General features: G+C 65.4%; 23 protein-coding genes and 1 pseudogene. 14 read left to right on the top strand and 10 right to left on the bottom strand.

Annotated features, from left to right (window positions below; genetic code table 11):
* Positions 1-80 precede the first annotated feature (80 nt).
* Together ACZ5R1_RS10775 and ACZ5R1_RS10770 are read left to right on the top strand one after the other, a co-directional pair.
* On the top strand, positions 81-1304 hold the full coding sequence (locus ACZ5R1_RS10775) for an ATP-grasp domain-containing protein (protein ID WP_464713189.1): 1224 nt from the start codon (positions 81-83) through the stop codon (positions 1302-1304).
* 60 nt (positions 1305-1364) lie between these two features.
* Entirely contained in the window at positions 1365-2609 is a 1245-nt protein-coding gene (locus tag ACZ5R1_RS10770; RefSeq protein WP_464713188.1) for an ATP-grasp domain-containing protein, read from the top strand.
* A gap of 220 nt (positions 2610-2829) precedes the next feature.
* Here the strand turns inward: ACZ5R1_RS10770 and ACZ5R1_RS10765 are convergent, their stop codons facing one another.
* Together ACZ5R1_RS10765 and ACZ5R1_RS10760 are read right to left on the bottom strand one after the other, a co-directional pair.
* On the bottom strand, positions 2830-4524 hold the full coding sequence (locus tag ACZ5R1_RS10765) for a DEAD/DEAH box helicase (RefSeq protein ID WP_007158490.1): 1695 nt from the start codon (positions 4522-4524) through the stop codon (positions 2830-2832).
* 282 nt (positions 4525-4806) lie between these two features.
* The gene (locus ACZ5R1_RS10760) at positions 4807-5556 is read right to left on the bottom strand and encodes a spermidine synthase (RefSeq protein WP_464713187.1); all 750 of its coding nucleotides are present in this window, start codon (positions 5554-5556) and stop codon (positions 4807-4809) included.
* A 111-nt stretch (positions 5557-5667) separates the two neighbouring features.
* On the opposite strand from ACZ5R1_RS10760, the gene ACZ5R1_RS10755 reads away from it, so the two are divergent.
* Positions 5668-7014 (top strand): class II 3-deoxy-7-phosphoheptulonate synthase, encoded by a 1347-nt coding sequence (locus ACZ5R1_RS10755; RefSeq protein WP_464713186.1) that lies wholly within the window; start codon positions 5668-5670, stop codon positions 7012-7014.
* 18 nt (positions 7015-7032) lie between these two features.
* On the opposite strand, the gene ACZ5R1_RS10750 is transcribed toward ACZ5R1_RS10755, so the two are convergent.
* Positions 7033-8232, bottom strand: a complete 1200-nt coding sequence (locus tag ACZ5R1_RS10750; RefSeq protein ID WP_464713185.1) for a winged helix-turn-helix domain-containing protein — start codon at positions 8230-8232, stop codon at positions 7033-7035.
* 33 nt (positions 8233-8265) lie between these two features.
* A complete protein-coding gene (locus ACZ5R1_RS10745; protein WP_197851670.1) occupies positions 8266-8517 on the bottom strand; it encodes a DUF1127 domain-containing protein in 252 nt (83 codons plus the stop codon).
* A 101-nt stretch (positions 8518-8618) separates the two neighbouring features.
* Between ACZ5R1_RS10745 and ACZ5R1_RS10740 the strand changes: the two genes are divergently transcribed.
* On the top strand, positions 8619-9470 hold the full coding sequence (locus tag ACZ5R1_RS10740; RefSeq protein WP_044342058.1) for a LysR substrate-binding domain-containing protein: 852 nt from the start codon (positions 8619-8621) through the stop codon (positions 9468-9470).
* Here ACZ5R1_RS10740 and ACZ5R1_RS10735 read toward each other — a convergent pair whose 3' ends face one another.
* The 3 genes and pseudogenes from ACZ5R1_RS10735 to earP all read right to left on the bottom strand — a co-directional run.
* On the bottom strand, positions 9471-10211 hold the full coding sequence (locus ACZ5R1_RS10735; RefSeq protein ID WP_464713280.1) for a sulfite exporter TauE/SafE family protein: 741 nt from the start codon (positions 10209-10211) through the stop codon (positions 9471-9473). It lies immediately after the preceding gene.
* 123 nt (positions 10212-10334) lie between these two features.
* On the bottom strand, positions 10335-10901 hold the full coding sequence (efp, locus tag ACZ5R1_RS10730) for an elongation factor P (RefSeq protein ID WP_464713279.1): 567 nt from the start codon (positions 10899-10901) through the stop codon (positions 10335-10337).
* A 48-nt stretch (positions 10902-10949) separates the two neighbouring features.
* Positions 10950-12077: pseudogene (gene earP, locus ACZ5R1_RS10725) on the bottom strand (elongation factor P maturation arginine rhamnosyltransferase EarP); the annotation flags it as partial.
* 138 nt (positions 12078-12215) lie between these two features.
* On the opposite strand from earP, the gene ACZ5R1_RS10720 reads away from it, so the two are divergent.
* A complete protein-coding gene (locus ACZ5R1_RS10720; protein ID WP_007158498.1) occupies positions 12216-12908 on the top strand; it encodes an endonuclease in 693 nt (230 codons plus the stop codon).
* 6 nt (positions 12909-12914) lie between these two features.
* On the opposite strand, the gene ACZ5R1_RS10715 is transcribed toward ACZ5R1_RS10720, so the two are convergent.
* The 3 genes from ACZ5R1_RS10715 to ACZ5R1_RS10705 all read right to left on the bottom strand — a co-directional run bounded on the left by ACZ5R1_RS10715 (position 12915) and on the right by ACZ5R1_RS10705 (position 15618).
* Positions 12915-13526: a MiaE family protein gene (locus ACZ5R1_RS10715; protein ID WP_169886934.1), complete on the bottom strand. Its 612-nt coding sequence runs from the start codon at positions 13524-13526 to the stop codon at positions 12915-12917.
* 73 nt (positions 13527-13599) lie between these two features.
* On the bottom strand, positions 13600-14076 hold the full coding sequence (locus ACZ5R1_RS10710) for a DUF1289 domain-containing protein (protein ID WP_027602188.1): 477 nt from the start codon (positions 14074-14076) through the stop codon (positions 13600-13602).
* A gap of 96 nt (positions 14077-14172) precedes the next feature.
* Positions 14173-15618 carry an NCS1 family nucleobase:cation symporter-1 gene (locus tag ACZ5R1_RS10705; protein ID WP_027599520.1) on the bottom strand — a complete coding sequence of 482 codons (1446 nt, stop codon included), beginning with the start codon at positions 15616-15618 and terminating at the stop codon, positions 14173-14175.
* A 297-nt stretch (positions 15619-15915) separates the two neighbouring features.
* On the opposite strand from ACZ5R1_RS10705, the gene ACZ5R1_RS10700 reads away from it, so the two are divergent.
* The 9 genes from ACZ5R1_RS10700 to kdpB all read left to right on the top strand — a co-directional run bounded on the left by ACZ5R1_RS10700 (position 15916) and on the right by kdpB (position 26203).
* Positions 15916-16620: a GntR family transcriptional regulator gene (locus tag ACZ5R1_RS10700; RefSeq protein ID WP_077172741.1), complete on the top strand. Its 705-nt coding sequence runs from the start codon at positions 15916-15918 to the stop codon at positions 16618-16620.
* A gap of 7 nt (positions 16621-16627) precedes the next feature.
* Positions 16628-17359, top strand: a complete 732-nt coding sequence (locus ACZ5R1_RS10695; RefSeq protein ID WP_027599521.1) for an aspartate/glutamate racemase family protein — start codon at positions 16628-16630, stop codon at positions 17357-17359.
* A 355-nt stretch (positions 17360-17714) separates the two neighbouring features.
* Positions 17715-20315 (top strand): bifunctional aconitate hydratase 2/2-methylisocitrate dehydratase, encoded by a 2601-nt coding sequence (acnB, locus tag ACZ5R1_RS10690; protein ID WP_042133928.1) that lies wholly within the window; start codon positions 17715-17717, stop codon positions 20313-20315.
* A gap of 240 nt (positions 20316-20555) precedes the next feature.
* Entirely contained in the window at positions 20556-20774 is a 219-nt protein-coding gene (locus tag ACZ5R1_RS10685; protein ID WP_464713184.1) for a hypothetical protein, read from the top strand.
* Positions 20775-20818: 44 nt separating this feature from the next.
* A complete protein-coding gene (locus ACZ5R1_RS10680) occupies positions 20819-21886 on the top strand; it encodes an endo-1,4-beta-xylanase (RefSeq protein ID WP_464713183.1) in 1068 nt (355 codons plus the stop codon).
* Between the two features lie 127 nt (positions 21887-22013).
* Positions 22014-22232 (top strand): hypothetical protein, encoded by a 219-nt coding sequence (locus ACZ5R1_RS10675; protein WP_027602181.1) that lies wholly within the window; start codon positions 22014-22016, stop codon positions 22230-22232.
* Between the two features lie 142 nt (positions 22233-22374).
* Positions 22375-22464, top strand: a complete 90-nt coding sequence (locus ACZ5R1_RS10670; RefSeq protein ID WP_017640468.1) for a potassium-transporting ATPase subunit F — start codon at positions 22375-22377, stop codon at positions 22462-22464.
* Positions 22465-22473: 9 nt separating this feature from the next.
* Complete coding sequence (kdpA, locus tag ACZ5R1_RS10665; protein WP_464713182.1) at positions 22474-24171, top strand: potassium-transporting ATPase subunit KdpA; 1698 nt, start codon at positions 22474-22476, stop codon at positions 24169-24171.
* Between the two features lies 1 nt (position 24172).
* Entirely contained in the window at positions 24173-26203 is a 2031-nt protein-coding gene (kdpB, locus tag ACZ5R1_RS10660) for a potassium-transporting ATPase subunit KdpB (RefSeq protein WP_464713181.1), read from the top strand.
* The last annotated feature ends 2 nt before the right edge of the window (positions 26204-26205 follow it).

Genomic DNA, 26205 nt, shown 5'->3' with positions numbered 1-26205 from the left:
GGAAATAGTGGGGCGCTCTAGGCGCGCAGGGCCCGGGGCCCTGCGCGCACCAATAGCCGCAAGCATGACAGGATTTGGAAATGCAGCTCGAACATACGGTACTGATCGTTTCTTCCGACCTGGATGTCGCCTTGAACGTAGCGGCGCTCAAGGCGAAGTATGACCTGCAGACCTGGAGGTTCGTCTTCCTGCTGGAGGATTATCTGGGCGAGGCGCGAGAGGAATTGAAACGCCCGGAAAACTTTCTCGTCTCTGACTTCGCCATTGCCACCGAGGTAGAGGCAGCCCTTGATAAGATAGCTCGCCACTACAGCATTTCTACCGCGGTGGCTTTCGACGAATTTTCGCTCTACGTAGCCGCTTCAGCAAATGAGCGCTGGCAACTTCCAGGCATCACCCGAGAAGAGGCGCAAAGGTTTCGCGACAAGAAGAAAATGAAAGAGATCGCTCAGCGCGCAGGAATCAGGACCGCCAGAGAAATAACGCTCGATGAAATCAAGCTTGGGCAGGTGCAGTTTCCCATCATCGTCAAACCGCGTTCGCTGGCGGGCGCTCAAGGCGTCCGGATCATTACCGAAGCAGACGAAATGTCGTCCATCAATATCGATTCGAACCCTGAATATCAGGATATGAGCAAACATCAGTATCTTATCGAAACCTATAATCCAGCCTGCATCTACCATATTGATTGTATCGTCCGTAAAGGAACACTGGCCTTCCTATCGGTCGGCGAATATCTAGGCAAACCCATGGATTTCCTGCAGGAAAAACCGGTCGGCGTGATAGCGGTTCCCGAGGAGATGATCGAGAATATCTGGCGCCATTTTACCGAAGCCGTGATAGCCGCCTTCGATGCGCCTGACGGGGTCTATCACATAGAGGCCTTTGCTGGCGCAGAACTGCTGGAAATCGCCTATCGACCTGGCGGCGCGGCCATTGTCGAGATGATAGAGATGGTCTACGGACTGGACCTGAAGCTAATCCATCTCGCGGCACAACTGGGCTTGGAACCTTCACTAGATATCCAGCGGAAGGCCCAAGCCTTTGGCTATATGACCTTTCCTAAAAAGCACCTTTCCCTCACACCGCTTTACGTCACCCAGGTGTCCTTACCACCCCTGGAAAATCTGCCAACGCTTAGCACCCATTCGATACCCAAGGCCGGCGATGTCGCGTCGGGAGAATTCTACTGCTACAAGGACTCGCTGGGCTCATTCGTCTTTTGCGGCGATCGCGATCTCGTGCTTCAGGACATCGACTACCTGAACAGGCATTACAGCGTCGCTGTGGCCGCTGAACCGTAGATAGCGGCCTGGGACCGCTGCTCCCACAGATATCCGCCACGACCAAAGGCCCCGTTCATCATGAGAATTGACCAGCACAACACCCTATTGATCATTTCCTCCGAACTGGATGTCGATGAGGTGGTCGCCAGACTCAGGGACACCTATGAGCTAGCGCGATGGACATTCGTCTACCTCCTGGAGGACCTGTTGGGCCAGGCTGGAGCGGAATTGATGCGGAGCGACACCTTCCTGGTCCGGGATTTCGCCGTCCATGGCGAAATTGACAGCGTCCTTGGTCGAATCGCCGACACCTACGCCATTACCGCAGTCCTTCCTAATGACGAATTCGCGGTGCACGTCGCGGCGTGGGCCAACGATCGCTGGGGCTTGCCAGGGCTTACGCTCGATATGGCTGTGCGGTTTCGCGACAAGAAGCGGATGAAACAGATCGCCCAGCTGTTCAACATACCCACCGCCAAGGAAGTCACCTTCGACGAGCTGAAAAGCGGCGCGGCTACCCTTCCGGTCATTCTGAAACCCCGATCGCTGGCGGGCGCCGTGGGGGTCAGGATCATCACCGATGCCCGCGAGCTCTCCGGCCTCCCCCGCGATACGGGTGACAGCTACCAGGACATGAGCGAACACCAGTACATCATCGAAACCTATAACAGCCAGCCTCTGTATCAACTCGATGCCATCGTTCTCGGCAAGCAACTGGCGTTCCTCAGTGCCGGTGAATACCTGGGGAAACCCATCGACTACCTTGCCGAGCAACCACTGGGGTATCTCTCAGTTCCCCAGGAGGATCTCGAGGCGCTCTGGCGTCCCTTCGCCGAACGGGTGATAGCTGCGTTCGATTGCCCTGACGGGGTCTATCACATCGAAGCCTTCGGCGACGCAGGCGCTGGTTTGGAACTGCTGGAAATCGCCTTCCGCCCGGGCGGCGGACATACGACCGAGATGATAGCGTTCGCTCATGGCCTGGACCTGCGCCTGCTTCACCTCGCCCTGCAACTCGGCCTCTGTGAATCCCTGCAGACCAGCCGCCGCTGCGAAGCCTGGGCCTATATGATGTTTCCGAAAAAGCACCTGTCCCGCGAAACGCTCCATGTCTCCCACCTGACGCTCGCAGCGATCGAAAGCCTTTCGACATTGAGCATGAAGACCCTACCGCGTCCGGGAGACATAGCGTCGGGCGCCTTTTTCTGCCACAAGGATGGCCTGGGTACTTTCGTATTCTGTGGGGAGCGGCGAAGAGTCGCCGAAGACGTCCAGTACGTTCTGGAACATTACCAGGTACATCTCGCTGTCAGAGGCAGCTAGCCCTTAGCAGCGCTCGCAATCCCACTCCTCCCACGGTTCTTGCCTGAGACCGTTCCCGTGGATTTCGCGGCCTACCAGTCCCTTCGCAAGGGGGAAAACGGCGACCCGTAGCGTATACGCGCGTGAGCACAGGTTGGTCGTACCAGACGTCCTGCGCAACAAAAAGGCCCCGACGCCTTGCAGCGCCGGGGCCTCTTATCGCCAGGCAAAAGCCTCGGGATCAATCCTCGCGATAGCGACGCAGGCGCAGGGCCTTGCCGGCTACGCGGGTGTCCTTGAGCTTGGTCAGCAGACGCTCCAGGCCTTCCTCGGGCAGTTCCACGAGGCTGAACGAGTCACGGATCTGGATGCGGCCGATGGCCTCGCGATCCATGCCACCTTCGTTGATGATGGCACCCAGCAGGTTCTTGGCGGCGACGCCATCACGGGCGCCCAGGGCGGTGCGGCAGCGCACGCGGCCTTCCGGCAACGGCTGCATCGGACGACGCTCGCCACGGTCCGGACGCTCACCACGCTCGGGACGATCGCCCCGTTCGCTGCGCTCGCCACGGGGACGCTCGCCACGGCCGGCGCCGGGGGTGAGCGGCTGCTCGCGACGGACCGACTCGATGTCCAGGGCGCGGCCGCTGGTCAGCTTGGCCAGCAGGGCCGCGGCCAGGGTCGAGGGATCGCACTGCAGACGCTCGCACAGCTCCTGACGCAGGGCGCCATGGGTGGTGTCAGCATCGGCCAGCAGCGAACCCACGCCATCGGCCAGGCGGGAGATACGGGCTTCCAGCACGGCTTCGGCGTCGGGCAGGCGGATCTCGCCGACGCGCTGACCGGTGACGCGCTCGATGACCTGCAGCATGCGGCGCTCGCGCGGGGTGACCAGCAGCAGCGCGCGACCTTCACGACCGGCACGGCCGGTACGACCGATACGGTGCACGTAGGATTCCGGATCGTAGGGCATGTCCACGTTCAGGACGTGGGTGATGCGCGCCACGTCCAGGCCGCGAGCGGCGACGTCGGTGGCGACCACGATGTCGAGCGAACCATCCTTCAGCGACTCGATGGTCTTCTCGCGCTGCGCCTGGGGCATGTCGCCATTCAGGGCGCTGACGCGATAGCCCTGGCGTTCCAGCAGCTCGGCCAGGTCCAGGGTCGCCTGCTTGGTGCGCACGAAGGCGATCAGGGCGTCGAAGTTCTCCACTTCCAGCAGGCGCAGCACCGAGGCCGGCTTCTGGTCGGCGTGGACCATCAGGTGCGCCTGCTCGATGCGGGCGACGGTCTGGGTCTTGGCCGCGATGCGGACGTGTTGCGGCTCCTTGAGGTGACGCTCGGCGATGGCGCGGATCGACGGCGGCAGTGTCGCCGAGAACAGTACGGTCTGGCGGGATTCCGGCATGGCTTCGAAGATGAATTCGAGGTCATCCATGAAGCCCAGCTTGAGCATCTCGTCGGCTTCGTCGAGCACTAGGTGCTGGACGGTGGCCAGCAGGTTGTCGTCGCGACGCAGGTGGTCGCACAGACGACCGGGGGTGGCGACCAGAACCTGGGCGCCCATGCGCAGGGACTTCAGCTGCGGGCCCATGGGCGCGCCGCCGTAGAGGGCCACGACCTTCACGCCGGGCATCTCGGTGGAATAGGTTTCGCAGGCGGTAGCCACCTGCAGGGCCAGTTCACGGGTGGGAACCAGCACCAGAATCTGGGGTTCGCGGCGGGACGGGTCGAGCTTGGAGAGCAGCGGCAGAGCGAAGGCTGCGGTCTTGCCGGTACCGGTCTGGGCCTGGCCGATCATGTCGTGGCCGGAGAGAATCACCGGGATGGACTGCGACTGGATGGGCGACGGCTCTTCGTAGCCGACGGCCTTGATGGCGGCGAGGATGGCGGGATTGAGATTGAGCGCAGCGAAACCGCTGGTGTCCTGGGTCATTGTCTTGCCTCGTGTGCTTCGCAAAGACCCCAAAGCCAAGAGCTGCGCTTATCCGAATGACCGAAGTCGCCCAGGCAGCCAAGGTGTGAGCTTTTTGCGAAATAGCGGATGAAAAAGGGGTGAAGCGTCTAGGATTGTTCGCCGTCGGGCGAACGCACGACCGGTGTGGCCATGGCGGCGGACCGGGAAAATGCAGTTCCTGAACGGAAGGTCAAAAAGACCGGGGCGAATGATACCCGAACCCTGGACATTTCTCCAGAGAACCTTGGTCTACTTTTGTGGTCAGGTTGCCGCACGCAGGTTGTCCAGATAGGCCTCCACATCGAACCCTATCCGCGGGGTCAACTCCCGGGCGCGCTGCCGCGTGCCCGCCTCGTCCAGCTCCTGCTCCAGACTGGCCGGCACCAGCAGGATGACATTGCCCTCGACCACCGGGCACTCCCAGTAACGATGGCGGAACAGGCCGCGCAGCAGTGCGGCGCCCAGGGGCTTGCCGTCGGTGGCGCTCCACTGGTTGATCATCAGCCAGCCGCCGGGGTTGAGCTTGGCCTGGCAGTTTTCCAGGAAGCGCCAGGCCAGATGGGCACTGGACGGACCGACATCGGTATAGAGATCGACAAAGATCAGATCGGCAGGCGCCGCGCTGTCGAGCAGGTCCAGGGCATCGCCGATACGGATGGCCAGGCGCGGGTCCTCGTCGAGGCCCAGATGCTGGCGTGCCAGGCGCGGTACCGCGGGGCGCAGCTCCAGGGCTTCCACCGCCTCCAGGGGCAGCCACTTGAGGCAGGCCTGGGTCAGGGTGCCGGCGCCCAGGCCGAGAAAGAGCGCTCGCCGCGGCTGCGGGTGGCAGAGCGCGCCCAGCAGCATGGCGCGGTTGTAGTCGTATTCCAGCCAGGCGGGGTCCGCCGTAAAGACGCAGCTCTGCTCCACCTCCTCGCCAAACTCCAGGAAGCGATAAGGCCCCACCTCTACCACCCGGATCCGGCCATGGTCATCGACGACCTCTTCCAGCAACACTTCCGTCTCGACCATCACCACCCTCCTCTATAGCCGTCCATGGTAGCCGCGATGGGCACTGTCTATCGAGCCATGCCGCCGCTATCGGTTACCATGGACGGCTTCATCGCACCCTCAGAGAGAATCATGTCCGCGCCCTGGAGCCCCACCAGCTGGAGAGGCCTGCCCATCCAGCAACAGCCCGAATACCCCGATCAAGCCCGTCTCGCCGATGTCGAGCGCACCCTGGCCGGCTATCCGCCGCTGGTGTTCGCCGGCGAAGCCCGCGAATTGCGCCGGCAGTTCGCCGAGGTCACCCAGGGCCGGGCCTTCCTGCTGCAGGGCGGCGATTGCGCGGAAAGCTTCTTCGAATTTTCCGCCGGCAAGATTCGCGACACCTTTAAGGTGCTCCTGCAGATGGCGGTGGTCATGACCTTCGCCGCCGGCTGCCCGGTGGTCAAGGTTGGCCGCATGGCCGGCCAGTTCGCCAAGCCGCGCTCGTCCGGCGATGAAGTCCAGGACGGTATTTCCCTGCCGGCCTACCGCGGCGACATCGTCAACGGCATCGACTTCACCGAAGGCAGCCGCATCCCGGATCCGCAGCGCCTGATCCAGGCCTACAACCAGTCCACCGCGACCCTCAACCTGCTGCGCGCCTTTGCCCAGGGCGGTTTCGCCGACCTGCACCAGGTCCATCGCTGGAACCTGGACTTCATCGCCAACTCGGCCCTGGCCGACCGCTACCACCAGCTGGCGGACCGCATCGACGAGACCCTGGCCTTCATGCGTGCCTGCGGCCTGGACACCGCCCCCCAGGTCAAGGAAACCAATTTCTTCACCGCCCACGAGGCGCTGCTGCTCAACTACGAGGAAGCCTTCGTCCGGCGCGACAGCCTGACCGGCGACTGGTACGACTGCTCGGCGCACATGCTCTGGATCGGCGATCGCACCCGCCAGCCCGACGGTGCCCACGTCGAATTCCTGCGCGGCGTGAACAACCCCATCGGCGTTAAGGTCGGTCCTTCCACCACCAGCGAAGACCTGATCCGCTTGATCGATACCTTGAACCCCGAGAACGATCCGGGTCGCCTCAATCTCATCGTGCGCATGGGCGTGGGCAAGGTCGGCGATCACCTGCCGCGCCTGATCCAGACCGTCGAGCGGGAGGGTCGCCAGGTGCTGTGGAGCTCCGACCCCATGCACGGCAACACCATCAAGGCCTCTACCGGCTACAAGACCCGGGATTTCGCCAGCGTGCTGGGCGAGGTCAAGGAATTCTTCGGCGTGCACCAGGCCGAGGGCACCTACGCGGGTGGCATCCATATCGAGATGACCGGCCAGAACGTCACCGAATGCATCGGTGGCGCCCGCCCGGTCACCGAAGACGCCCTGTCCGATCGCTACCACACCCATTGCGACCCGCGCCTGAATGCCGACCAGTCTTTGGAGCTGGCCTTCATGATCGCCGAGACGCTCAAGGGCATTCGCCGCTAAGGAAGAGCGCGGCGCGCTCTAGTGCCGCGCCACCGCCTCGCGCAAGACGTCCGCCGGCCCGTGCAACTGCAGGTCGGCGAGACCGAGCCAGTCGGCCAGGGCACGCAACTGCCCCGCCAGGGCGTCCAGCCCCTCGTCATCCAGCCCCGCCGCCTCCAGATGCACGGCATGCACCGCCAGCCGTGACTGCGCCCGCTCGGCGCGCAGATCCACCCGCGCCGCCAGCCGCTCCCGGTAGAGAAAGGGCAGTACATAGTAGCCATAGACCCGCTTGGGCGCCGGCGTGTAGATCTCCAGTCGATAGCGAAAGCCGAACAGCTGCTCGGTGCGCTCGCGCTCCCAGACCAGCGAATCGAAGGGCGACAGCAGCGCCGCGGCGCGCACCGGGCGCCCGGGATTGGGCGTCTCGGCGACATAGGCCGGCTTCGACCAGCCCTGCACCTGGAGGGACTGCAGACTGCCCTCCTCCAGCAATTCGGCGAGGCCCTGGCGAGCTTCGGCCGGACTGAGACGAAAATAGTCACGCAGCTGGACCTCGCTCGCCACGCCCAGGGCACGGGCGCTGCGCAGCAGCAGGGCGCGGCGGGCGGCTTCGGGCGCATCAGCCGGCGCCGCAAGGATCTCCGCCGGAAGCACCCGCTCGGGCAGGTCATAGAGGCGCTCGAAGCCCCGCCGCCCGGCCACGGTCACCTCGCCGGCGGCGAACAGCCACTCCAGCGCCAGCTTGCCCGGACTCCAATCCCACCAGGGACCGGCCTGCTCGACCCGCTTGGCCAGGCTGCCGGCGCCCAGGGCACCCCGCTGCACCACCGCCTCCAGGGTCTGGGCGACGACCTGCGGCTGCTCGACGGCGAAGCGTGCCAGCTGCCGATAGATGCCGATGCCCTGGCGCGCCTGATCGCGTCGCCAGCGCAGCTCGGCCCAGACCTCGGCCGGCACCAGCGAAGCCTCGTGGGCCCAGCATTCATAGAGCTGGCGCCTGCGCCCCTGGCCCCAGGCCAGGGCATCGAAATCGGTGAAGGCATAGTGGCCGAGACGGCTGAACAGCGGCAGGTAGTGGGAGCGCACCAGCGCATTGACCGAATCGATCTGCAGCACGTTCAGGCGTGCGGCCTGGCGATACAGGGCGGCCGGCCCCGCGCCACCCCTGGGTTGATTACCGAAACCCTGGGCGCGCAAGGCCAGACGCCGGGCCTCGCGCAGGGAAAGGCTGTCCATCCGAGCTCCTGATAGAGGAAGGGATCTTTCACCCTAGCAGGATCGGCGGCGGCGCTCCTCCGCGGGCTGCTGCCAGAACGGCTTGTCGGCCTCCTGCCAGGCATCGGCGCGACTCAGGCCGAGGTCGTGCAGCGCGCCTTCATCCAGCCGATAGAGCGCTCGGCGTTGGCGGGAAAGCTCTATCGCCCGCCGCAACCAGGCCCAGGCCTGCCGCAGACGAGAGGTGACGCCCGCAACACCAGGGGAACGCCCGGACGAATCTCGGTGAGCTATGAGCTGAGCCATGGTGCATCTCCTTCTCCAGAGGGTATGGCTCAAGTCTGGAAGCCGGCTTAACATCAATCCAACGAATCTTTCTGATGCGATCCATTCACCGAGCTGATGCCATGAACTACCCCAGCATAGAGACCGATCTGCTGCGCACCTTTGTCGCCATCGCCGATCAGGGCGGCTTCACCCGCGCGGCCGAGGTGGTCAACCGCACCCAGTCGGCGGTGAGCATGCAGATGCGCAAGCTGGAAGAGGACGTGCTGCAGCGGCGACTGTTCGAGCGTGACGGCCGCCAGGTCCGTCTGACTGCGGAAGGCCAGATCCTGCTGGGCTTTGCCCGGCGGATCCTCAAGCTGCATGGGGAGGTGATGACCACTCTGCGCGAGCCGCACATGGTGGGGACGGTGCGCATCGGCACCCCTGACGACTACGTCATGAGGTTCATTCCGGGCATCCTTGCGGGCTTCGCCAAGGCCTACCCGCTGGTGCAGGTGGATGTCCACTGCGAGCCCACCGCGGGTCTGCTGCAGCGTCAGGATCTGGATCTGACCATCGTCACCCGCGAACCGGGCAACGAGATCGGTCTGCCGTTGCGGCGGGAACGCTTCGTCTGGGCCGAGGCGCCTGGTTTCGACATCCACCAGCGCGATCCGCTGCCGCTGGCGATGTTCAATACCTCCTGCTTTCTCAGCGAATGGGCCCGCCGCGCCCTGGACAATCGCGACCGTGGCTATCGCCTGGCCTACAGCAGCCCCAGCCTTGCCGCTCTGCTGGGCATCGTCAAGGCAGGCCTGGCTGTCACCGCGCAGCTGGAGAGCCTGCTGCCGAGCGAATTGCGCCGGCTGGGAGAAGCCGACGGCATGCCCGACCTGCCCTCCTGTTCCATCGAACTGCTGCGTAATCCACGCAGCGCCTCGCCGATCATCGACACCCTCGCCGAGCATATCGCCGAGGGCTTTCGGCAGTAGTCAGCGCAGCGCCAGCAGCGCCGCGCAGAGCAGCAGAAAACCGCAGAACAGCAGGCGCAGCAGCCGTTCGGGCAACTGGTGGGCCAGCTTCACGCCCCAGCTGACGCTGAGCAGGCCGCCGATGGCCAGGGGAATGCCGACGCTCCAATCCACTTCGCCATGCCAGGCATAGCTGGCCAGGGTGACGCCCGTGGTGGGCAACGCCATGGCCAGGGACATGCCCTGGGCCGCGACCTGGGTCAGCCCCATCACGCCCGCCAGGATGGGCGTGGCGATCACCGCCCCGCCGACGCCGAACAGCCCACCGACCAGTCCCGCCACCAGCCCCAGCACGCCAAGGCCCAGACGGCTCGGCGTGGTCAGCGGTGGCTGGCCACGGCGATAGAGTTGCCAGAGGTTGTAGAGCACAAGGAGCAGCAGGAAGCCGACGAAGCCGTGGCGCATGGAGCGGGCGTCCAGGGAGACCGCCAGTGCCGTGCCCACCAGGGCCGAGACCATGCCCGCGCCCGCTAGCAAGGCGGCGCGCTGCCAGTCGATGCGGTTGCGCTGGTTGTACTTGTAGACCGACAGCAGCACGTTGGGCACCACCATCACCAGAGCGGTGCCCTGGGCCAGTTGCTGGTCGAGGCCGAACAGCAGCGCCAGCACCGGAATGGCGATGAGGCCACCGCCGATGCCGAACAGCCCACCCACCACACCCAGCACCGCCCCGAGGACGATATCGATCAACAAGGTAAACAGCGATTCCACGGCAATTCTATCCAGCGGCGAACGGATTTGGAGAGACCGGCCAGGCCGGCCTGCGGCGAAAGCCCAGACAGCAAAAAGCCCGGCAAGCCGGGCTTTCTGGTCGAGACGCCTGGTTTAGACCCTGGCGCGCGACTTGTACTCGTTGGTACGGGTGTCGATCTCGATGTGGTCACCGATATCGCAGAACTCGGAGACCTTCAGCTCGTAGCCGTTGTTCAGGCGAGCGGTCTTCATGACCTTGCCCGAGGTGTCGCCGCGAACGGCCGGCTCGGTGTAGGCGATCTGGCGCACGATGGTGGTGGGCAGTTCGATGGAGATGACGCGGTCGTTGTAGAACACCGCTTCGCAGACGTCGGTCATGCCGTCTTCGATGAAGGCGATGGCTTCGCCCAGGTCGTCCTTCTCCACTTCGTACTGGTTGTAGTCGGCGTCGACGAAGACGTACAGAGGATCGGCGAAGTAGGAATAGGTTACTTCCTTGCGATCCAGAATTACCGGCTCGAGCTTGTCGTCGGCGCGGAAGACGGTCTCGGTCGCGCTGCCGGAGAGCAGGCTCTTCAGCTTCATCTTGACCACTGCAGCGTTACGGCCGGACTTGTTGTATTCAGCTTTCTGGATGACCCAGGGAGCGTTGTCGATCATGGCCACTTGGCCGGCACGGAACTCTTGTGCGGTTTTCATGCGGTTATCCGTATGGATGGAAGAACGGGATTTCGAGGCGCCATATGATAGCCAATCTGTATGGAAATGCACCAGGCTGGCGGCAAGATCGCTGTGAGAAGCCATCCGATCGCTCCAGTCACGCGCCAGCAGACGCCAGTTTTCGACCTGTGCGTCCAGCGCCGACCAGGCCGCAGCCAGGTCGCCACGACCGTTCCAGGCCAGCCACAGGGCACTGACCGCCGCGCCCAGTTCAGGGGTGCCGGACGCCACATAGCGCGCCAGGAAGGCCTCGAGCTTGACGAAGTGGGCGTCCTCTTCCTGCGGATAGATGTGCCAGACGAAGGGATGCGCCGCCCATTGCGCGCGGACGAAGGAGTCCTCGCCGCGGATGGCATTGAAGTCGCAGCACCACAGCAGGCGGTCGTATTGCTGCTGGGAGACGAAGGGCAGCACCTGCACCCGCAGCGCGCCACGGCCGTGGCTGTCGCCGGCCTTGAGCCAGTCGACGCCCAGCCAGGCGGCGACGTTGGCCAGCACCCGCCCCTCCGGCACCAGCAGGCAGGTCGGCCGGTTAGCGGCGCTCAGGGCATCGAGCCAGTCGATCAGCGCCGGATTCTCGTAGGCGAACAGCGAGAACAGGCGCTCGCCCGGCTGCCGGCGGACGCCCAACCCGGCAAGAAAATCGTCCCGCGTCGCGACCGCCTGCTGGAAGCCGTCCCGCTGCTCGAGCAGGTCGCGCTCGCGCAGCAAACCGCCGACCTTGGCGGTAAAGCCGGGAAAGAAGAAGTACTTGTTCAGCCCGGTGGGCTGCAGCGACGGCAGAGCATGACAGCCTTCGATCCACTCCTCGGCGCTCAGGTATTCCAGATTGAGCCAGAGCGGTCGCTCGGCGCGCCCCGCCATGGCGGTGATGAAGCCTTCCGGCAACTGGCAGGCGAAGGCTTCCACCACCACGTCGCCCGGCTCGGCCGGCGTCCAGTCGGCACGCCAGAGGCGTACCTCGACCCCGCGATGCCACTGCTGCTCGGCCGTGCCATCGACCCCCGGCTGGATCCGCGCCAGGGGATAAAGGTCGTCGATCCAGAGGCGGACCTGCTGTCCATGCTCGGCGACCAGCTGATGGGCCAGACGCCAGGTGATACCCGCGTCCCCATAGTTGTCCACCACAGTGCAGAAGATGTCCCAGGCTGCCATGCCATACCTCTAAGTCATTGATATCGAATCGTGTTTCGCTTCAGCCGGCGGGTGATGCGCGGCGGATTCCAGTGAACCCAGTCACACCGCGACCCCAGGCGGGTCGGTAGTATCCGCGCTTTTTCGGACGGATTCTCCATGTCGTTGCGCCCCGCCCTGCTGTTCTGCCTGAGCCTGGCTTCCCTGAGCGCCCTGGCGACACCCCAGCCACCCCGCACCTTCAGCGAAGCCAAGGTGGTCGCGACCAAGGTCTATGCCAAGCAGGGCGTGGACTTCTATTGCGGCTGCCACTACAGCGGCAAGACCGTGGATCTGAAGAGCTGCGGCTACGTCCCGCGCAAGAGCGCCCAGCGCGCCAGCCGCATCGAGTGGGAGCACATCGTGCCGGCGTGGGTGATCGGTCACCAGCGCCAGTGCTGGCAGAAAGGCGGTCGCAAGAACTGCACGGCCAGCGACCCGGTGTACCAGAAGGCCGAGGCCGATCTCTTCAACTTGGTGCCGGTGGTCGGCGAGGTCAATGGCGATCGCAGCAACTTCGCCTTTGGCTGGCTGCCGCAGAAACCCAGCCAGTACGGCGCCTGCCAGATGGTGGTGGACTTCAAGGCCAAGACCGCCATGCCGCGTCCGGAGATCCGCGGCATGGTCGCCCGCACCTACTTCTACATGAGCGATCGCTACGGCCTGCGGCTGTCCAAGCAGGACAGCCAGCTCTACACCGCCTGGACCAAGCAGTACCCGCCCGAGGCCTGGGAGCGCCAGCGCAATCAGCGCCTGGCCTGCATCATGGGCCATGGCAATCCCTACGTGGGCCAGACCAAGGCCTGCAAGTAGCGCGACTTAGGCAGCGGTTGGAATACCGCTGTGGAATCTCAGCTCGCCATCGCTGGAGGTGATCAGCTCCACTTCCAGGGCGCGGACCTCGGCGATCTTGGCGTCGACGTCGTCGCGCTCGCCATAGAGGTAGGCGAGCTTGAGATAGTCCTGGAAATGCCGGGCTTCGGAGGCCAGCAGGCCGCTGTAGAACTTGCCCAGCTCCGCGTCCAGATGGGGCGCCACCGCACCGAAGCGCTCGCAGGAGCGGCATTCGATGAAGGCACCGATCACCAGGCTGTCGGTCAGCTTCAGCGGCTCATGGTTGCGGCAGAGCTTGCGCAGGGCGCCGGCATAGCGTGCCGAGCTGACGTTGCGATGCTCGATGCCGCGGCGCTTCATGATCTGCAGCACCTGTTCGAAGTGGCGCAACTCTTCGCGGGCGATGCGCGACATCTTCCAGGACAGTTCGGCGCGATTGGAATAGGTGAACAGGTAGTGAAAGGCGGCGCCGGCGGCCTTCTTCTCGTTGTTGGCGTGGTCCTGCAGCAGCGTCGGCAGATCCTGCAGCGCGGCCTCGACCCAGGCATCCGGCGTACGGCAACCGAGGAATTCGTTCATCTCGGGCAAGGACATCAGCGTAATCCCGTGCAAAAGCCGCGCATTATAGAGAAAGGCGCGCGCCTGGGCAGCGCCGCTCGCCTGCTGACGCTCAGACGCGGCTGTCGACCCCTTCGAGCAGGAAGCGCGGGGCGATGTAGCGGTCGTAGTGGGCTTCGGAGAGCAGAAAGAATTCCCGGTCGATGGCGTCGCGCAATTCGGCCAGCGGGCGCTCGCGAAATTCCGGCAAGAGGCGCACCCCATAGGCGTCCAGCTGCTGGATATGGCGCGCACCCCGGGCCAGCAACTGATAGGCCCAGCAATACTCGGACTGATCCGGCCGGAAGCGGATGCTGCGCTGCTGCAACTGCTGGCGCAACAGCGCAGCATCGAAGACATCGACCTTGGCCGACACCACCTGCACCAGCAGCAGCTCCAGGCGCGCCCAGACGGCGCGACGCTCCTCTTCGCCGTAGAGATTCCAGTTCACCACCTCGTGGTGGAATCTCTTGCAACCACGGCAGACGTGGTCGCCGAACATCGTCGAGCACAGGCCGACGCAGGGCGTCTTGATGACAGGAGCGGGCATGGGCGGCAAGCCTTGGAGCAAAACGCCTAGTCTAGCCGGAAACGGCAACGACCGGCGCGGGTGGCCCGCGCCGGTCGTGCAGAACCTCAGGTCAAATCACACCGCGGCGACGCCGCGGCTCGGCAGCGGGCTGGCGCTGCGCCGGCTCAGGGCATAGAAGAACAGCCCGCCGAGGAAGCAGCCGGTGAACCAGGCGAAGTTGGCGATCGGCTTGAACCAGGGCACGAAGGTGAAGCACAACCCGATCAGCGCCGCGGCCACCAGCGCCTGGACCGCGACCCAGTTGACGCCACCGCTATACCAGTAGGCGCCCTGCGGGGAATCGTCGAACAGGGCATCGACGTCGATCCGGCCCTTGCGCAGCAGGTAGTAGTCCACCAGCAGGATGCCGAACAGCGGGCCGATGCAGGCGGCCAGGACATCCAGGGTGTAATGGATCACCTCGGGGTTGTTGAACAGGTTCCAGGGGGTGATGAAGATCGAGGCCACGGCCGCGATCATGCCGCCAGCGCGCCAGCTGATCTTGCTCGGCGCCACGTTGGCGAAGTCGAAGGCCGGCGAGACGAAGTTGGCGACGATGTTGATGCCGATGGTGGCGGTCACGAAGGTGAAGGCGCCCAGCAGCACCGCGGTGGTGTTGTCGATACGGGCCACGGTGGCGATGGGGTCGTGGATCATCTCGCCGAATACCGGCAGGGTGCCGGAGACGATCACCACGGTGACCAGAGAGAAGGCCAGGAAGTTGATCGGCAGGCCCCAGAAATTGCCGCGCCGCACATCCTGCATGGAGCGGCAGTAGCGACTGAAGTCACCGAAATTCAGCGTGGGGCCGGAGAAATAGGACACCACCAGAGCGATGGCGACGATCACCTGGCCAAAGGCCGCCCAGCCGGTCAGCTGCTTTTCCGCCAGGGTGAAGCTGATGTTGCTCCAGCCGGCGCGCCAGACGATCCAGGCGGCGAGCAGGAACATCACCGCATAGACGGCAGGGCCGGCCCAGTCGATGAAGCGGCGGATGGACTCCATGCCCGCCCAGAAGACGCAGGCCTGCAGGAACCAGAGGGTCAGAAAGCCGCCCCAGCCCAGGTAGGAAAGACCCAGGAAGCTGCTGTCGCCATAGACCGCCAGCGCGGGAAAGAAGCGCAGCACCACGATGACCAGGGCGCTGGAGGCCAGGTAGGTCTGGATGCCGTACCAGGCGACCGCGATCAGGCCACGGATCACCGCCGGAATGTTCGCGCCGAAGACGCCGAAGGCCAGCCGGCAGATGACCGGATAGGGAACGCCGGCCTGCTGGCTGGGCCGGGCGACCAGATTGGCGACCACCTGCACGATGCAGATCCCCACCAGCAGCGCGATCAGTACCTGCCAACTGGCCAGCCCCAGGGCGAACAGGCTGGCGGCGAAGACATAGCCGCCAACGCTGTGCACGTCGCTCATCCAGAAGGCAAAGATGTTGTACCAGCTCCATTTCTGCTCGACCGGGCCGAGGTCTTCGTTGTACAGGCGCGGGCTGTAGCCCGGGGGAATCTGCTGGTTCATTAATAGCCTCCTCCGTGGTGGCGGGCACCTGCATACGGCGCCCGCCTTGTTTTGTATACAATCCACCAGGCAGAGAACGTGCCAGCTACCGAAAAATGTCCTTAACCTCCTGGCTCGATAGAGAATTTTGAGGAAAAGAGGCTCTAACCCAGGCCTGCAGGCGTTACCGCAGATGCACTTCTCTGGGGCGTTTGGTGGCAGACAGGCGCTACCTTGGCGCACGAGGCGGAACGCATTCGCCCATCGTCGTCGCCCGAGACTTTGTATACAATTCAGGCAAATCGCCGGAGTCAGCCCATGAGTGCAGTACCCTCGCCGCTCGCCGTTGCCGCCTCGCCCCGGGACGAACGGATCTACCAGGACATTCTCGAAGCCATCGTCGAGCATCGTCTGACCCCGGGCACCCGGCTGCCGGAAGACACCCTGGCGGAAACCTTCGGCATCAGCCGCACCGGCATTCGCAAGGTGCTGCAGCGGTTGGCCCTAGAGCGGCTGGTGACCCTGCGCGCCAATCGCGGCGCCCAGGTCGCCCAACCCAGCGCCAAGGAGGCCCAGGACATCCTCGCTGCGCGCCAACTGATCGAACCGGCGCTGATGCCCCTGGTGGCCGCCCGCGTCGACAGCGCCCAGCTCACGCCCCTGCGGCAACTGTGCCTCGAAGAGCACGAAGCGCAGCATGGCGGCCGCCACAGCCTGGCGATCCAGTTGTCCGCGCGCTTTCACGTCGAACTCGCCGCCCTGGCCGACAATCAGGTGCTGACCGAACAGGTGGCCCAACTGGCCAGTCGCTCTTCGCTGCTGATCGCCATCTATGGCTCGCGGCACAGCCTGGGCTGCGATTGCGGTCAGCACGAAGACCTGCTGGACCTGCTCGCCCGCGGCGACGGCACGGCTGCCAGCGAGTGGATGGCGCAGCACCTGCGCCTCATCCGTGAATCCCTCCGGATCGACCGGCCCACGGCCGCCGAGCCCGATTTCCGCAGCATCTTCAAACGCAGCTGAGGCTCCCATGCAGATTCAGGTCATCAATCCCAACACCAGCGCCAGCATGACCGCCAAGATCGGTCGCGCGGCCCAGGCCATTGCCCGACCGGGCACCACCATTCTCGCCAGCAATCCGGACGCCGGTCCGGTGTCCATCGAAAGTCACTACGACGAGGCCGTGGCCGCGGTCGGGGTGATCGAAGAGATGCGCAAGGGCGTCGAGGCCGGCTGCGCGGCCCACGTCATCGCCTGCTTTGGCGATCCGGGCCTGCTGGCCGCGCGGGAAATGGCCCAGGGGCCGGTACTGGGCATCGCCGAGGCCGGCTTTCACCTGGCCAGCCTGCTGGCCACCCGCTTCGCGGTGGTGACCACCCTCACCCGCACGCGCATTATCGCCGAGCACCTGCTGCAGCGTTACGGCTTCGCCGAGCTGTGCACCTCGGTGCGCTGCATCGACCTGCCGGTGCTGGCCCTGGAAGCCGCCGACGACAGCCTGATCGAACTGATCGCCGCCGAGGGCCGCCGCGCCCGTGACGAGGAAGGCGCCGGCGCCATCGTGCTCGGCTGTGGCGGCATGGCCGATCTGCGCGAGGCCCTGAGCGAAGCCATCGGCATTCCGGTGATCGAAGGCGTCAGCGCCGCGGTCAAGCTGGCCGAATCCCTGGTCGACCTGGGACTGGGCACCAGCAAGCACGGTGACCTGGCCTACCCCATCGCCAAACCCTTCAGCGGACGCTTCGCGCACCTGGGCCGGTAGCAGCCTGCGGCCAAGGTCTAAACAGCCGACGCAGCGATGCGACAACGCGGCGCTTAACTTCGCTCGAGGCTTGGCGTAGAATTAGGCAGCCTTATAGGCGCAATGTCCGATACGAAGCTGTTTTCAAAGCGTCACGAGCAAAGTATCCGGCGATCCGGCAGCGGCGGCCTCATCAACCGCCCTGCTGCCGATCAGCTCTCCAGCAGCCGGCGTAAAACTTTGAAAACAGCTTCCAGCGGAATGCGTCCGGCGCGACGGCGGTCCTGCCCGCAGCCTCCCCCGTCTTACCCTGCCGGATACATTTCGGGGCGCCAGCCCCCGGACGCAATATTGGACCACTGATGAGGGTCAACCTGTGCTTGAAGCCTATCGTAAACACGTAGAAGAGCGTGCCGCCCAGGGCATCGTGCCCCAGCCGCTGAACGCCGAGCAAACGGCCGGTCTGGTCGAACTGCTGAAGAATCCCCCGGCCGGCGAAGAAGAATTCCTCGTCGACCTCGTTACCAACCGCGTGCCGCCGGGCGTCGACGAAGCCGCCTACGTCAAGGCCGGTTTCCTCTCCGCCATCGCCAAGGGCGAAGCCCAGTCCCCGCTGATCTCCAAGCAGCGCGCCACCGAGCTGCTGGGCACCATGCAGGGCGGCTACAACATCGCCACCCTGGTCGAGCTGCTGGACGACGCCGAACTGGGCGCCGTGGCCGCCGAACAACTCAAGCACACGCTGCTGATGTTCGACGCCTTCCACGACGTGGCCGAGAAGGCCAAGGCGGGCAATACCCACGCCAAGGCCGTCATGCAGTCCTGGGCCGAGGGCGAGTGGTACAAGAAGCGTCCGGAAATCGCCGAGAAGTACACCCTGACCGTGTTCAAGGTGCCGGGCGAAACCAACACCGACGACCTCTCTCCTGCGCCTGACGCCTGGTCGCGCCCGGACATCCCGCTGCACGCCCTGGCCATGCTGAAGATGGCTCGCGACGGCATCGTGCCCGAGCAGCAAGGCAGCATCGGTCCGCTGAAGCAGATCGAGGAAGTGCGTGCCAAGGGCTTCCCGGTCGCCTATGTCGGTGATGTGGTCGGTACCGGTTCGTCCCGTAAGTCCGCCACCAACTCGGTGCTGTGGTTCTTTGGCGACGACATCCCCTACGTGCCCAACAAGCGCGCCGGTGGTTTCTGCTTCGGCTCCAAGATCGCCCCGATCTTCTACAACACCATGGAAGACGCCGGCGCCCTGCCGATCGAATTCGACGTATCGGAGCTGGAAATGGGCGACGTCATCGACGTCTATCCCAAGGCCGGCAAGGTCACCCGCCACGGCAGTGACGAGGTGCTCGCCACCTTCGAACTCAAGACCCCCGTACTGCTGGACGAAGTCCGCGCCGGCGGCCGTATCCCGCTGATCGTCGGCCGCGGCCTGACCGAGAAGGCGCGTGCCGAACTGGGCATGGGTCCGACCGACCTGTTCAACAAGCCGGACCAGCCGGCCGAGAGCAGCAAGGGCTACACCCTGGCGCAGAAGATGGTCGGCAAGGCCTGCGGCGTCGAGGGCGTGCGCCCCGGCACCTACTGCGAGCCGAAGATGACCACCGTCGGTTCCCAGGACACCACCGGCCCGATGACCCGCGACGAGCTGAAGGACCTGGCCTGCCTGGGCTTCTCGGCTGACCTGGTGATGCAGTCCTTCTGCCACACCGCGGCCTATCCCAAGCCCATCGACGTCAAGACCCACCACACCCTGCCGGATTTCATCCGCACCCGTGGCGGCGTCTCCCTGCGTCCGGGCGACGGCATCATCCACAGCTGGCTGAACCGCATGCTGCTGCCCGACACCGTCGGCACCGGTGGCGATTCCCACACCCGCTTCCCGATCGGCATCTCCTTCCCGGCCGGTTCCGGCCTGGTGGCCTTCGCCGCGGCCACCGGCGTCATGCCGCTGGACATGCCGGAGTCGGTCCTGGTGCGCTTCAAGGGCAAGATGCAGCCCGGGATCACCCTGCGTGACCTGGTGCATGCCATCCCCTACTACGCCATCCAGAAGGGCCTGCTGACCGTCGAGAAGAAGGGCAAGAAGAACATCTTCTCCGGCCGCATCCTCGAGATCGAAGGCCTGGAAGACCTGACCGTGGAGCAGGCGTTCGAGCTGTCCGATGCCTCCGCCGAGCGTTCCGCCGCCGGTTGCACCATCAAGCTGTCGCCCGAGTCCATCACCGAGTATCTGCAGTCCAACATCACCCTGCTGCGCTGGATGATCGAGGAAGGCTACGGTGACCCGCGCACCCTGGAGCGCCGCGCGCGCGCCATGGAAGCCTGGATCGCCAACCCGGAACTGCTCGCCGCCGATGCCGACGCCGAATACAGCGAAGTCATCGAGATCGACCTGTCCGAGGTCAACGAGCCGGTACTGTGCGCCCCGAACGATCCGGACGACGCCCGCCTGCTGTCCCAGGTGGCCGGCGACAAGATCGACGAGGTGTTCATCGGTTCCTGCATGACCAACATCGGCCACTTCCGCGCCGCCGGCAAGCTGCTGGACAAGGTCAAGGGTTCGATCCCGACCCGTCTGTGGCTGTCGCCGCCGACCAAGATGGACCAGCACCAGCTGACCGAGGAAGGCTACTACGGCATCTACGGCAAGGCCGGTGCGCGCATGGAAATGCCGGGCTGCTCGCTGTGCATGGGCAACCAGGCCCGCGTTGCCGCCAACGCCACCGTGGTCTCCACCTCCACCCGCAACTTCCCCAACCGCCTGGGCGACGGCGCCAACGTCTACCTGGCGTCGGCTGAGCTGGCAGCGGTGGCCTCGATCCTGGGCAAGCTGCCCACCGTCGAGGAGTACATGGAATACGCGAAGAGCATCGACAGCATGGCCGCGGACGTCTACCGCTACCTGAGCTTCGATCAGATCGCCGAATTCCGTGAAAGCGCGGAAAAGGCCCGTATCGCCGCCGTCGAAGTCTGACGCTAGCGTTCGGTACTGAAAAACCGCCCCTCGGGGCGGTTTTTTTATGGGGGTTTCGCCGTAGGGTGGACAACGCGAAGCTTGTCCACGTAGCCGCCGGGAGAGGCCTTGATGGCTGCCGGTGGAAAAGGCTGCGCCGTTTTCCACGCTACGCGGGCAGCGGCATAGGCGCTGGTCTTAAGCGCCTGTTAACCCGGGTGCCGTTACCTTCGGCGCTCCAGCACGCCTCGGATACCTGCCATGAAACGTCTTGCGGTCATCACCCTGTCATTTTTCCTGCTTGCCCTCAGCCAGGCGAGTCTGGCGGCGGGTTGCATCAAGGGTGCCGTGGTCGGCGGGGTGGCCGGGCATGTCGCAGGTCACCATGCCATCGCCGGTGCGGTGGCCGGGTGCGTCATCGGCCACCACCTGGCGGCCAAGGCCAAGGCCAAGGAAGAGTCGCCGCATACTCATGGCTGAACGGCCGTCCGCCACCCACTACCGATTGCTGGGAGATCATCACTATGCCGCGCGCTCTGCTCGCCCTGCTGGTGTCTCTGGGTCTCTGGAGTGCCGCTGCCCTAGCCGCGGAGCCGATCGCCACCCGCTCCCTGGCGGCGGCCTATGGCGGGCGCCTGAAGATCGGCGCCGCCATCGAACCCGATCAGCTCGCGGGTCCCGACGGGGCGCTGCTGGCGCAGCAATTCGGCAGCCTGGTGGCCGAGAACGCCATGAAGCCCCTGCGCATCCATCCGCAGGAAGATCGCTATGTCTTCGGGCCGGCCGATGCCATCGTCGCCTTCGCCGAGCAGCACGGCTTGGCGGTGCGCGGCCATACCCTGCTCTGGGGCAGCCACACCCCGGACTGGTTCTGGCGGGGTGCCGACGGGCAGCCGGCCACCCGGGAGCAGGTGCTGCAGCGCCTGCGGGTGCATATCGCCACGGTGGTCGGCCACTACCGCGGGCGAGTCTATGCCTGGGACGTGGTCAACGAGGCCATAGACCCCAACCAGCCCAGTTGCCTGCGTGACGATCGCTGGCTGCAGGTGGTCGGTCCGGACTATCTGGCCGAGGCCTTTCGCGCCGCCCATGCCGCCGATCCCCAGGCGCGCCTGTTCATCAACGAATTCAACACCCACGAGCCCGCCAAGCGCGACTGCCTCGCGCGGGTGGTCAAGGGCCTGCTGGCCGAGAGCGTGCCGGTGCAGGGCATCGGCCACCAGACCCATATCAGTATCTACTGGCCGTCCCTGGCGGCCATCGATCAGTCGCTCACCACCTTCGCCAAGCTGGGGATGGAAAACCAGATCACCGAGCTGGACATGAGTCTCTATCAGCACCACGACTACCACCCCGTACTCGGTCTGCCGCAGCGGCTGGACCTTCAGGCCGAACGCTATCGCGACTTCATGGCCATGGTCCTGAGGCACCCCGAGGTGAGCGCCGTGACCTGGTGGGGCGTGGCCGACGACCACAGCTATCTGAACAATCCGCCCGGCGTACCGGGAGACGACCAGCCGCTGCTGTTCGACCGCCAGCAGCGGCCGAAACCAGCCTACTGGGCCGTCCTGCATCAGGCGCCCCACCCGTAGCCTGGAGGCTGGCAGGCTCTGGCATGCGGCTTGTCCACGGAAGATTTGCACGAGGCAGCGAACCCCCGGAGCGCCGCCAGGTCAATTGTTACAGGACATTACTTCGCACCCACGAGAGGTCGCCACCATGAAGCTCCTGCCTACCCTTGCCCTGTCTGCTCTGCTGCTCGGCGCCAGCCAAGCCACCTTCGCCGCCGGTTGCGTCAAGGGCGCCGTGGTCGGCGGCGCCGCGGGTCATGTCGCCGGTGGTCACGGCGTTGCCGGTGCCGCCGCGGGCTGCGCCATCGGTCACCACGAGGCCAACAAGAAGGCCAAGGAAGAACAGCAGGCCGCGCCCAAGCAATAGCCGCAAGGCCCCGCCAGCACTGGCGGGCGGGGCCGATTTAACGCTTTCTTTACGCCCCGCCACCGCTCCCCGCCTCGCTTCTTTACACCCCTCCTCCCGACAATTTCTCCACGCGGCAACGGCCGTCTCTGGAGAACTCGCGATGACCCCCTGGAATCTTCTGGCCCTGCTCCTGGCACTGGGTCTGTTCGTCTATCTGCTGGCGGCGCTGTTGCGCGCCGGCCGGTCCTAGGGAGGCGGCATGGACAGCCAAGCCGCGTTCCTGATCCTGGCCTTCCTGGCCCTGACCTTTCTTCCCGCGCCCTTCCTGGGGCGCTACTTCTACCGCGCGCTGGAAGGCGAGCGGACCTGGCTGACCTTTGTCGGCGGGCCCCTGGAGCGCCTGACCCTCAAGGTGGTGGGCACCGATGGCCGTGGCCAGGACTGGCGCGCCTATGCCATTGCCTTGGTGCTGTTCAACCTGCTGGGGATCATCCTGCTGTTCGCCATCCTGCTGCTGCAGGGCGAACTGCCGCTCAATCCGCAGCACCTGCCCGGCTTGGAATGGACCCTGGCGCTGAACACCGCCATCAGCTTCGTCACCAACACCAACTGGCAGGCCTACAGCGGCGAAGCCTCGCTGAGCTACTTCAGCCAGATGGTCGGCCTGGGCGTGCAGAACTTCGTCAGCGCCGCGGTGGGCGTCGCCGTGCTGGCCGCCCTGGCCCGCGGCATCACCCGCCGCAGCGCCCAGGAGATCGGCAATTTCTGGGTCGATCTGTTTCGCGCCACCTTCTATGTGCTTCTGCCGCTGTGCGTGCCCCTGGCGCTGCTGCTGATCTGGCAGGGCGTGCCCCAGACCTTCGCCGCCTATGTCGATGCCACCACCCTGCAGGGCGCCAGCCAGACCCTGCCGCTGGGCCCGGCGGCCAGCCAGATCGCGATCAAGCAGCTGGGTACCAACGGCGGCGGCTTCTTTGGCGTCAACTCGGCGCACCCCTTCGAGAACCCCACGGCGCTGAGCGATCTGCTGGAGCTGTCCGCCATCCTGATGATTCCGGCCGCGCTGGTGTTCAGCTTTGGCCACTACGTCAAGGATCGGCGACAGAGCTGGGCGATCTTCGCCGCCATGTTCGGCCTGCTGGTGGTCGGCGGCGCCGTGGCCATCGGCGCCCAGAATCACGCCAGCCCCGCGCTGGCCGGTTTGTCGATCACCCAGGGGGCGTCCCTGGAAGGCCTGGAGACCCGCTTCGGCGGTACCGCCTCGGCGCTCTGGGCGACGGTGACCACGGCGGCATCGAACGGCTCGGTGAACGCCATGCATGACAGCCTGGCCCCCCTGACCGGCCTGATCGCCCTGTTCAACATGATGCTCGGCGAGGTGATCTTCGGTGGCGTCGGCGCCGGTCTCTACGGCATGTTGCTCAATGTGCTGATCGCCGTCTTCATCGCCGGCCTGATGGTGGGTCGTACCCCGGAATACCTGGGCAAGAAGCTGGAAGCCCCCGAGGTACGGCTGCTGGTGGCGACCCTGCTGGTCATGCCGCTGGGCGTACTGGTGCTGGGCGCCATCGCTGCCAGCGTTCCGGCCGGCGTGGCCGGGATCGGCGCGACGGGCCCCCATGGCTTCAGCCAGCTGCTCTATGCCTACACCTCGGCCACGGCCAACAACGGCTCGGCCTTTGGCGGCTTCAGCGCCAACACCCCCTTCCACAACCTGATGCTGAGCCTGGCCCTGCTGATCGGTCGCTTCGGCTACATCCTGCCGATCCTGGCCATCGCCGGCAGCCTGGCCGCCAAGCGACCCGTGCCGCTCGGCCCCAACAGCTTTCCCACCCACGGCCCGCTGTTCGTCACCCTGCTGGTGATCACCCTGCTGCTGGTGGGCGGCCTGACTTTCCTGCCGACGCTCGCCCTGGGGCCGATCGCCGACCATCTGCAACTGTTCGGAGTCCGCTGAAATGGATGCCCAGACCCACACCCTGCCCACTCCTACCCCTGGCACCCTGTGGCGCCAGGCGCTGCGGCAGGCCTTCGTCAAGCTCGACCCGCGCCAGCAGATCCGCTCGCCGGTGATGTTCGTGGTCGAGATCACCGCACTGTTTTCCACCCTGCTGTGCCTGGCGCCGGACAATGGCGTGAGCACCGGGGTGGCAGTGCAGATCACCCTCTGGCTGTGGTTCACCCTGCTGTTCGCCAACTTCGCCGAAGCCCTCGCCGAGGGGCGTGGCAAGGCCCGCGCCGACAGCCTCAAGGGCATCGGCCAGAATCTCGCCGCCCGCCTGGAGGAAAACGGCGAGCACCGGATGGTGCCGGGCAGCTCGCTGCGCAAGGGCCAGATCGTGCGGGTGGAAGCCGGCGAACTGATCCCCGGTGACGGCGAGATCATCGAAGGCGTGGCCGCGGTCAACGAGGCGGCCATTACCGGGGAATCGGCACCGGTGATCCGCGAATCCGGTGGCGATCGCTCAGCGGTCACCGGCAACACCCGGGTGGTGTCGGACTGGATCCGGGTGCGCATCACCGCCAACCCCGGCGAGTCGACCCTGGACCGCATGATCGCCCTGGTGGAAGGCGCCAAGCGGCAGAAGACCCCCAACGAGGTCGCCCTGGACATCCTGCTGATCGGCCTGACGCTGATCTTCCTGCTGGTGGTGGTGACCCTGCAGCCTTTCGCTGCCCTGGCCGGTGGTGAGTTGCCGCTGCTGTTCCTGGTGGCGCTGCTGGTGACCTTGATCCCCACCACCATCGGCGGCCTGCTCTCGGCCATCGGTATCGCCGGGATGGATCGCCTGGTCCGACTGAACGTGATCGCCACCTCGGGGCGCGCCGTGGAAGCCGCCGGTGACGTCCATACCCTGCTGCTGGACAAGACCGGCACCATCACCTTCGGCAACCGCCGTTGCAGCGCCCTGTACGCTACCCCCGGCATCACGCCCAAGGGCTTGGCCGAGGGTGCGCTCTACGCCTCGCTGGCCGACGAGACCCCGGAAGGCCGCTCGATAGTGGAGTACTTGCGCAACCTGCACCCGCTGGAAGAGCCGCCGCGCGCCCAGGTTATCCCCATTCCCTTCAGCGCCGAGACGCGCCTGTCGGGCATCGACTGGCAGGGCCGCGAGTATCGCAAGGGTGCGGTGGACGCCGTGCTGATATTTCTCGGCCAGACCCGCGCCGACCTGCCGGAGGTATTGGCCCGGGAGATCGAGACCATCGCCAAGAGTGGCGGCACCCCGCTGCTGGTCTGCGGCGAAGGCCGGCTGCTGGGCGCCATCCACCTCAAGGACGTGGTCAAGCCGGGCATCCGCGAGCGCTTCGCCGAGCTGCGTACCCTGGGCATCCGCACCGTGATGGTGACCGGCGACAACCCCCTGACCGCCACCGCCATCGCCGCCGAGGCCGGGGTGGACGACGTCATCGCCGAAGCCACGCCGGAAAAGAAGCTGGAGCGCATCCGCAGCGAACAGGCCGAGGGCAAGCTGGTGGCCATGTGCGGTGACGGCGCCAACGACGCCCCGGCGCTGGCCCAGGCCGATGTCGGCATGGCGATGAACGACGGCACCCAGGCCGCCCGCGAGGCCGCCAACCTGGTGGACCTGGATTCCGACCCCACCAAGCTGCTCGACGTGGTGCAGGTGGGCAAGGAGTTGCTGGTGACCCGCGGCGCCCTGACCACCTTTTCGGTGGCCAACGACGTGGCCAAGTACTTCGCCATCCTGCCCGCGCTGTTCGCCGGCATCTATCCGCAGCTGAACGTGCTCAACGTAATGCACCTGGCCAGTCCGCAGAGCGCCATCCTGTCGGCCATCGTGTTCAACGCCCTGATCATCGTCGCGCTGATTCCCCTGGCGCTGCGCGGAGTGCGGGTCAAGGCCGCCAGCGCCGCCGCCCTGTTGCGCCGCAACCTGCTGATCTATGGGCTGGGCGGCATCGTCGTGCCCTTCGTCGGCATCAAAGCTATCGACCTGGCGCTCGGCGCCCTGGGTCTGGTCTGAGG

The sequence above is a fragment of the Pseudomonas sp. Pso3 genome (genome assembly GCF_055393275.1).
This window is presented reverse-complemented; position numbering and strand designations above follow the sequence as displayed.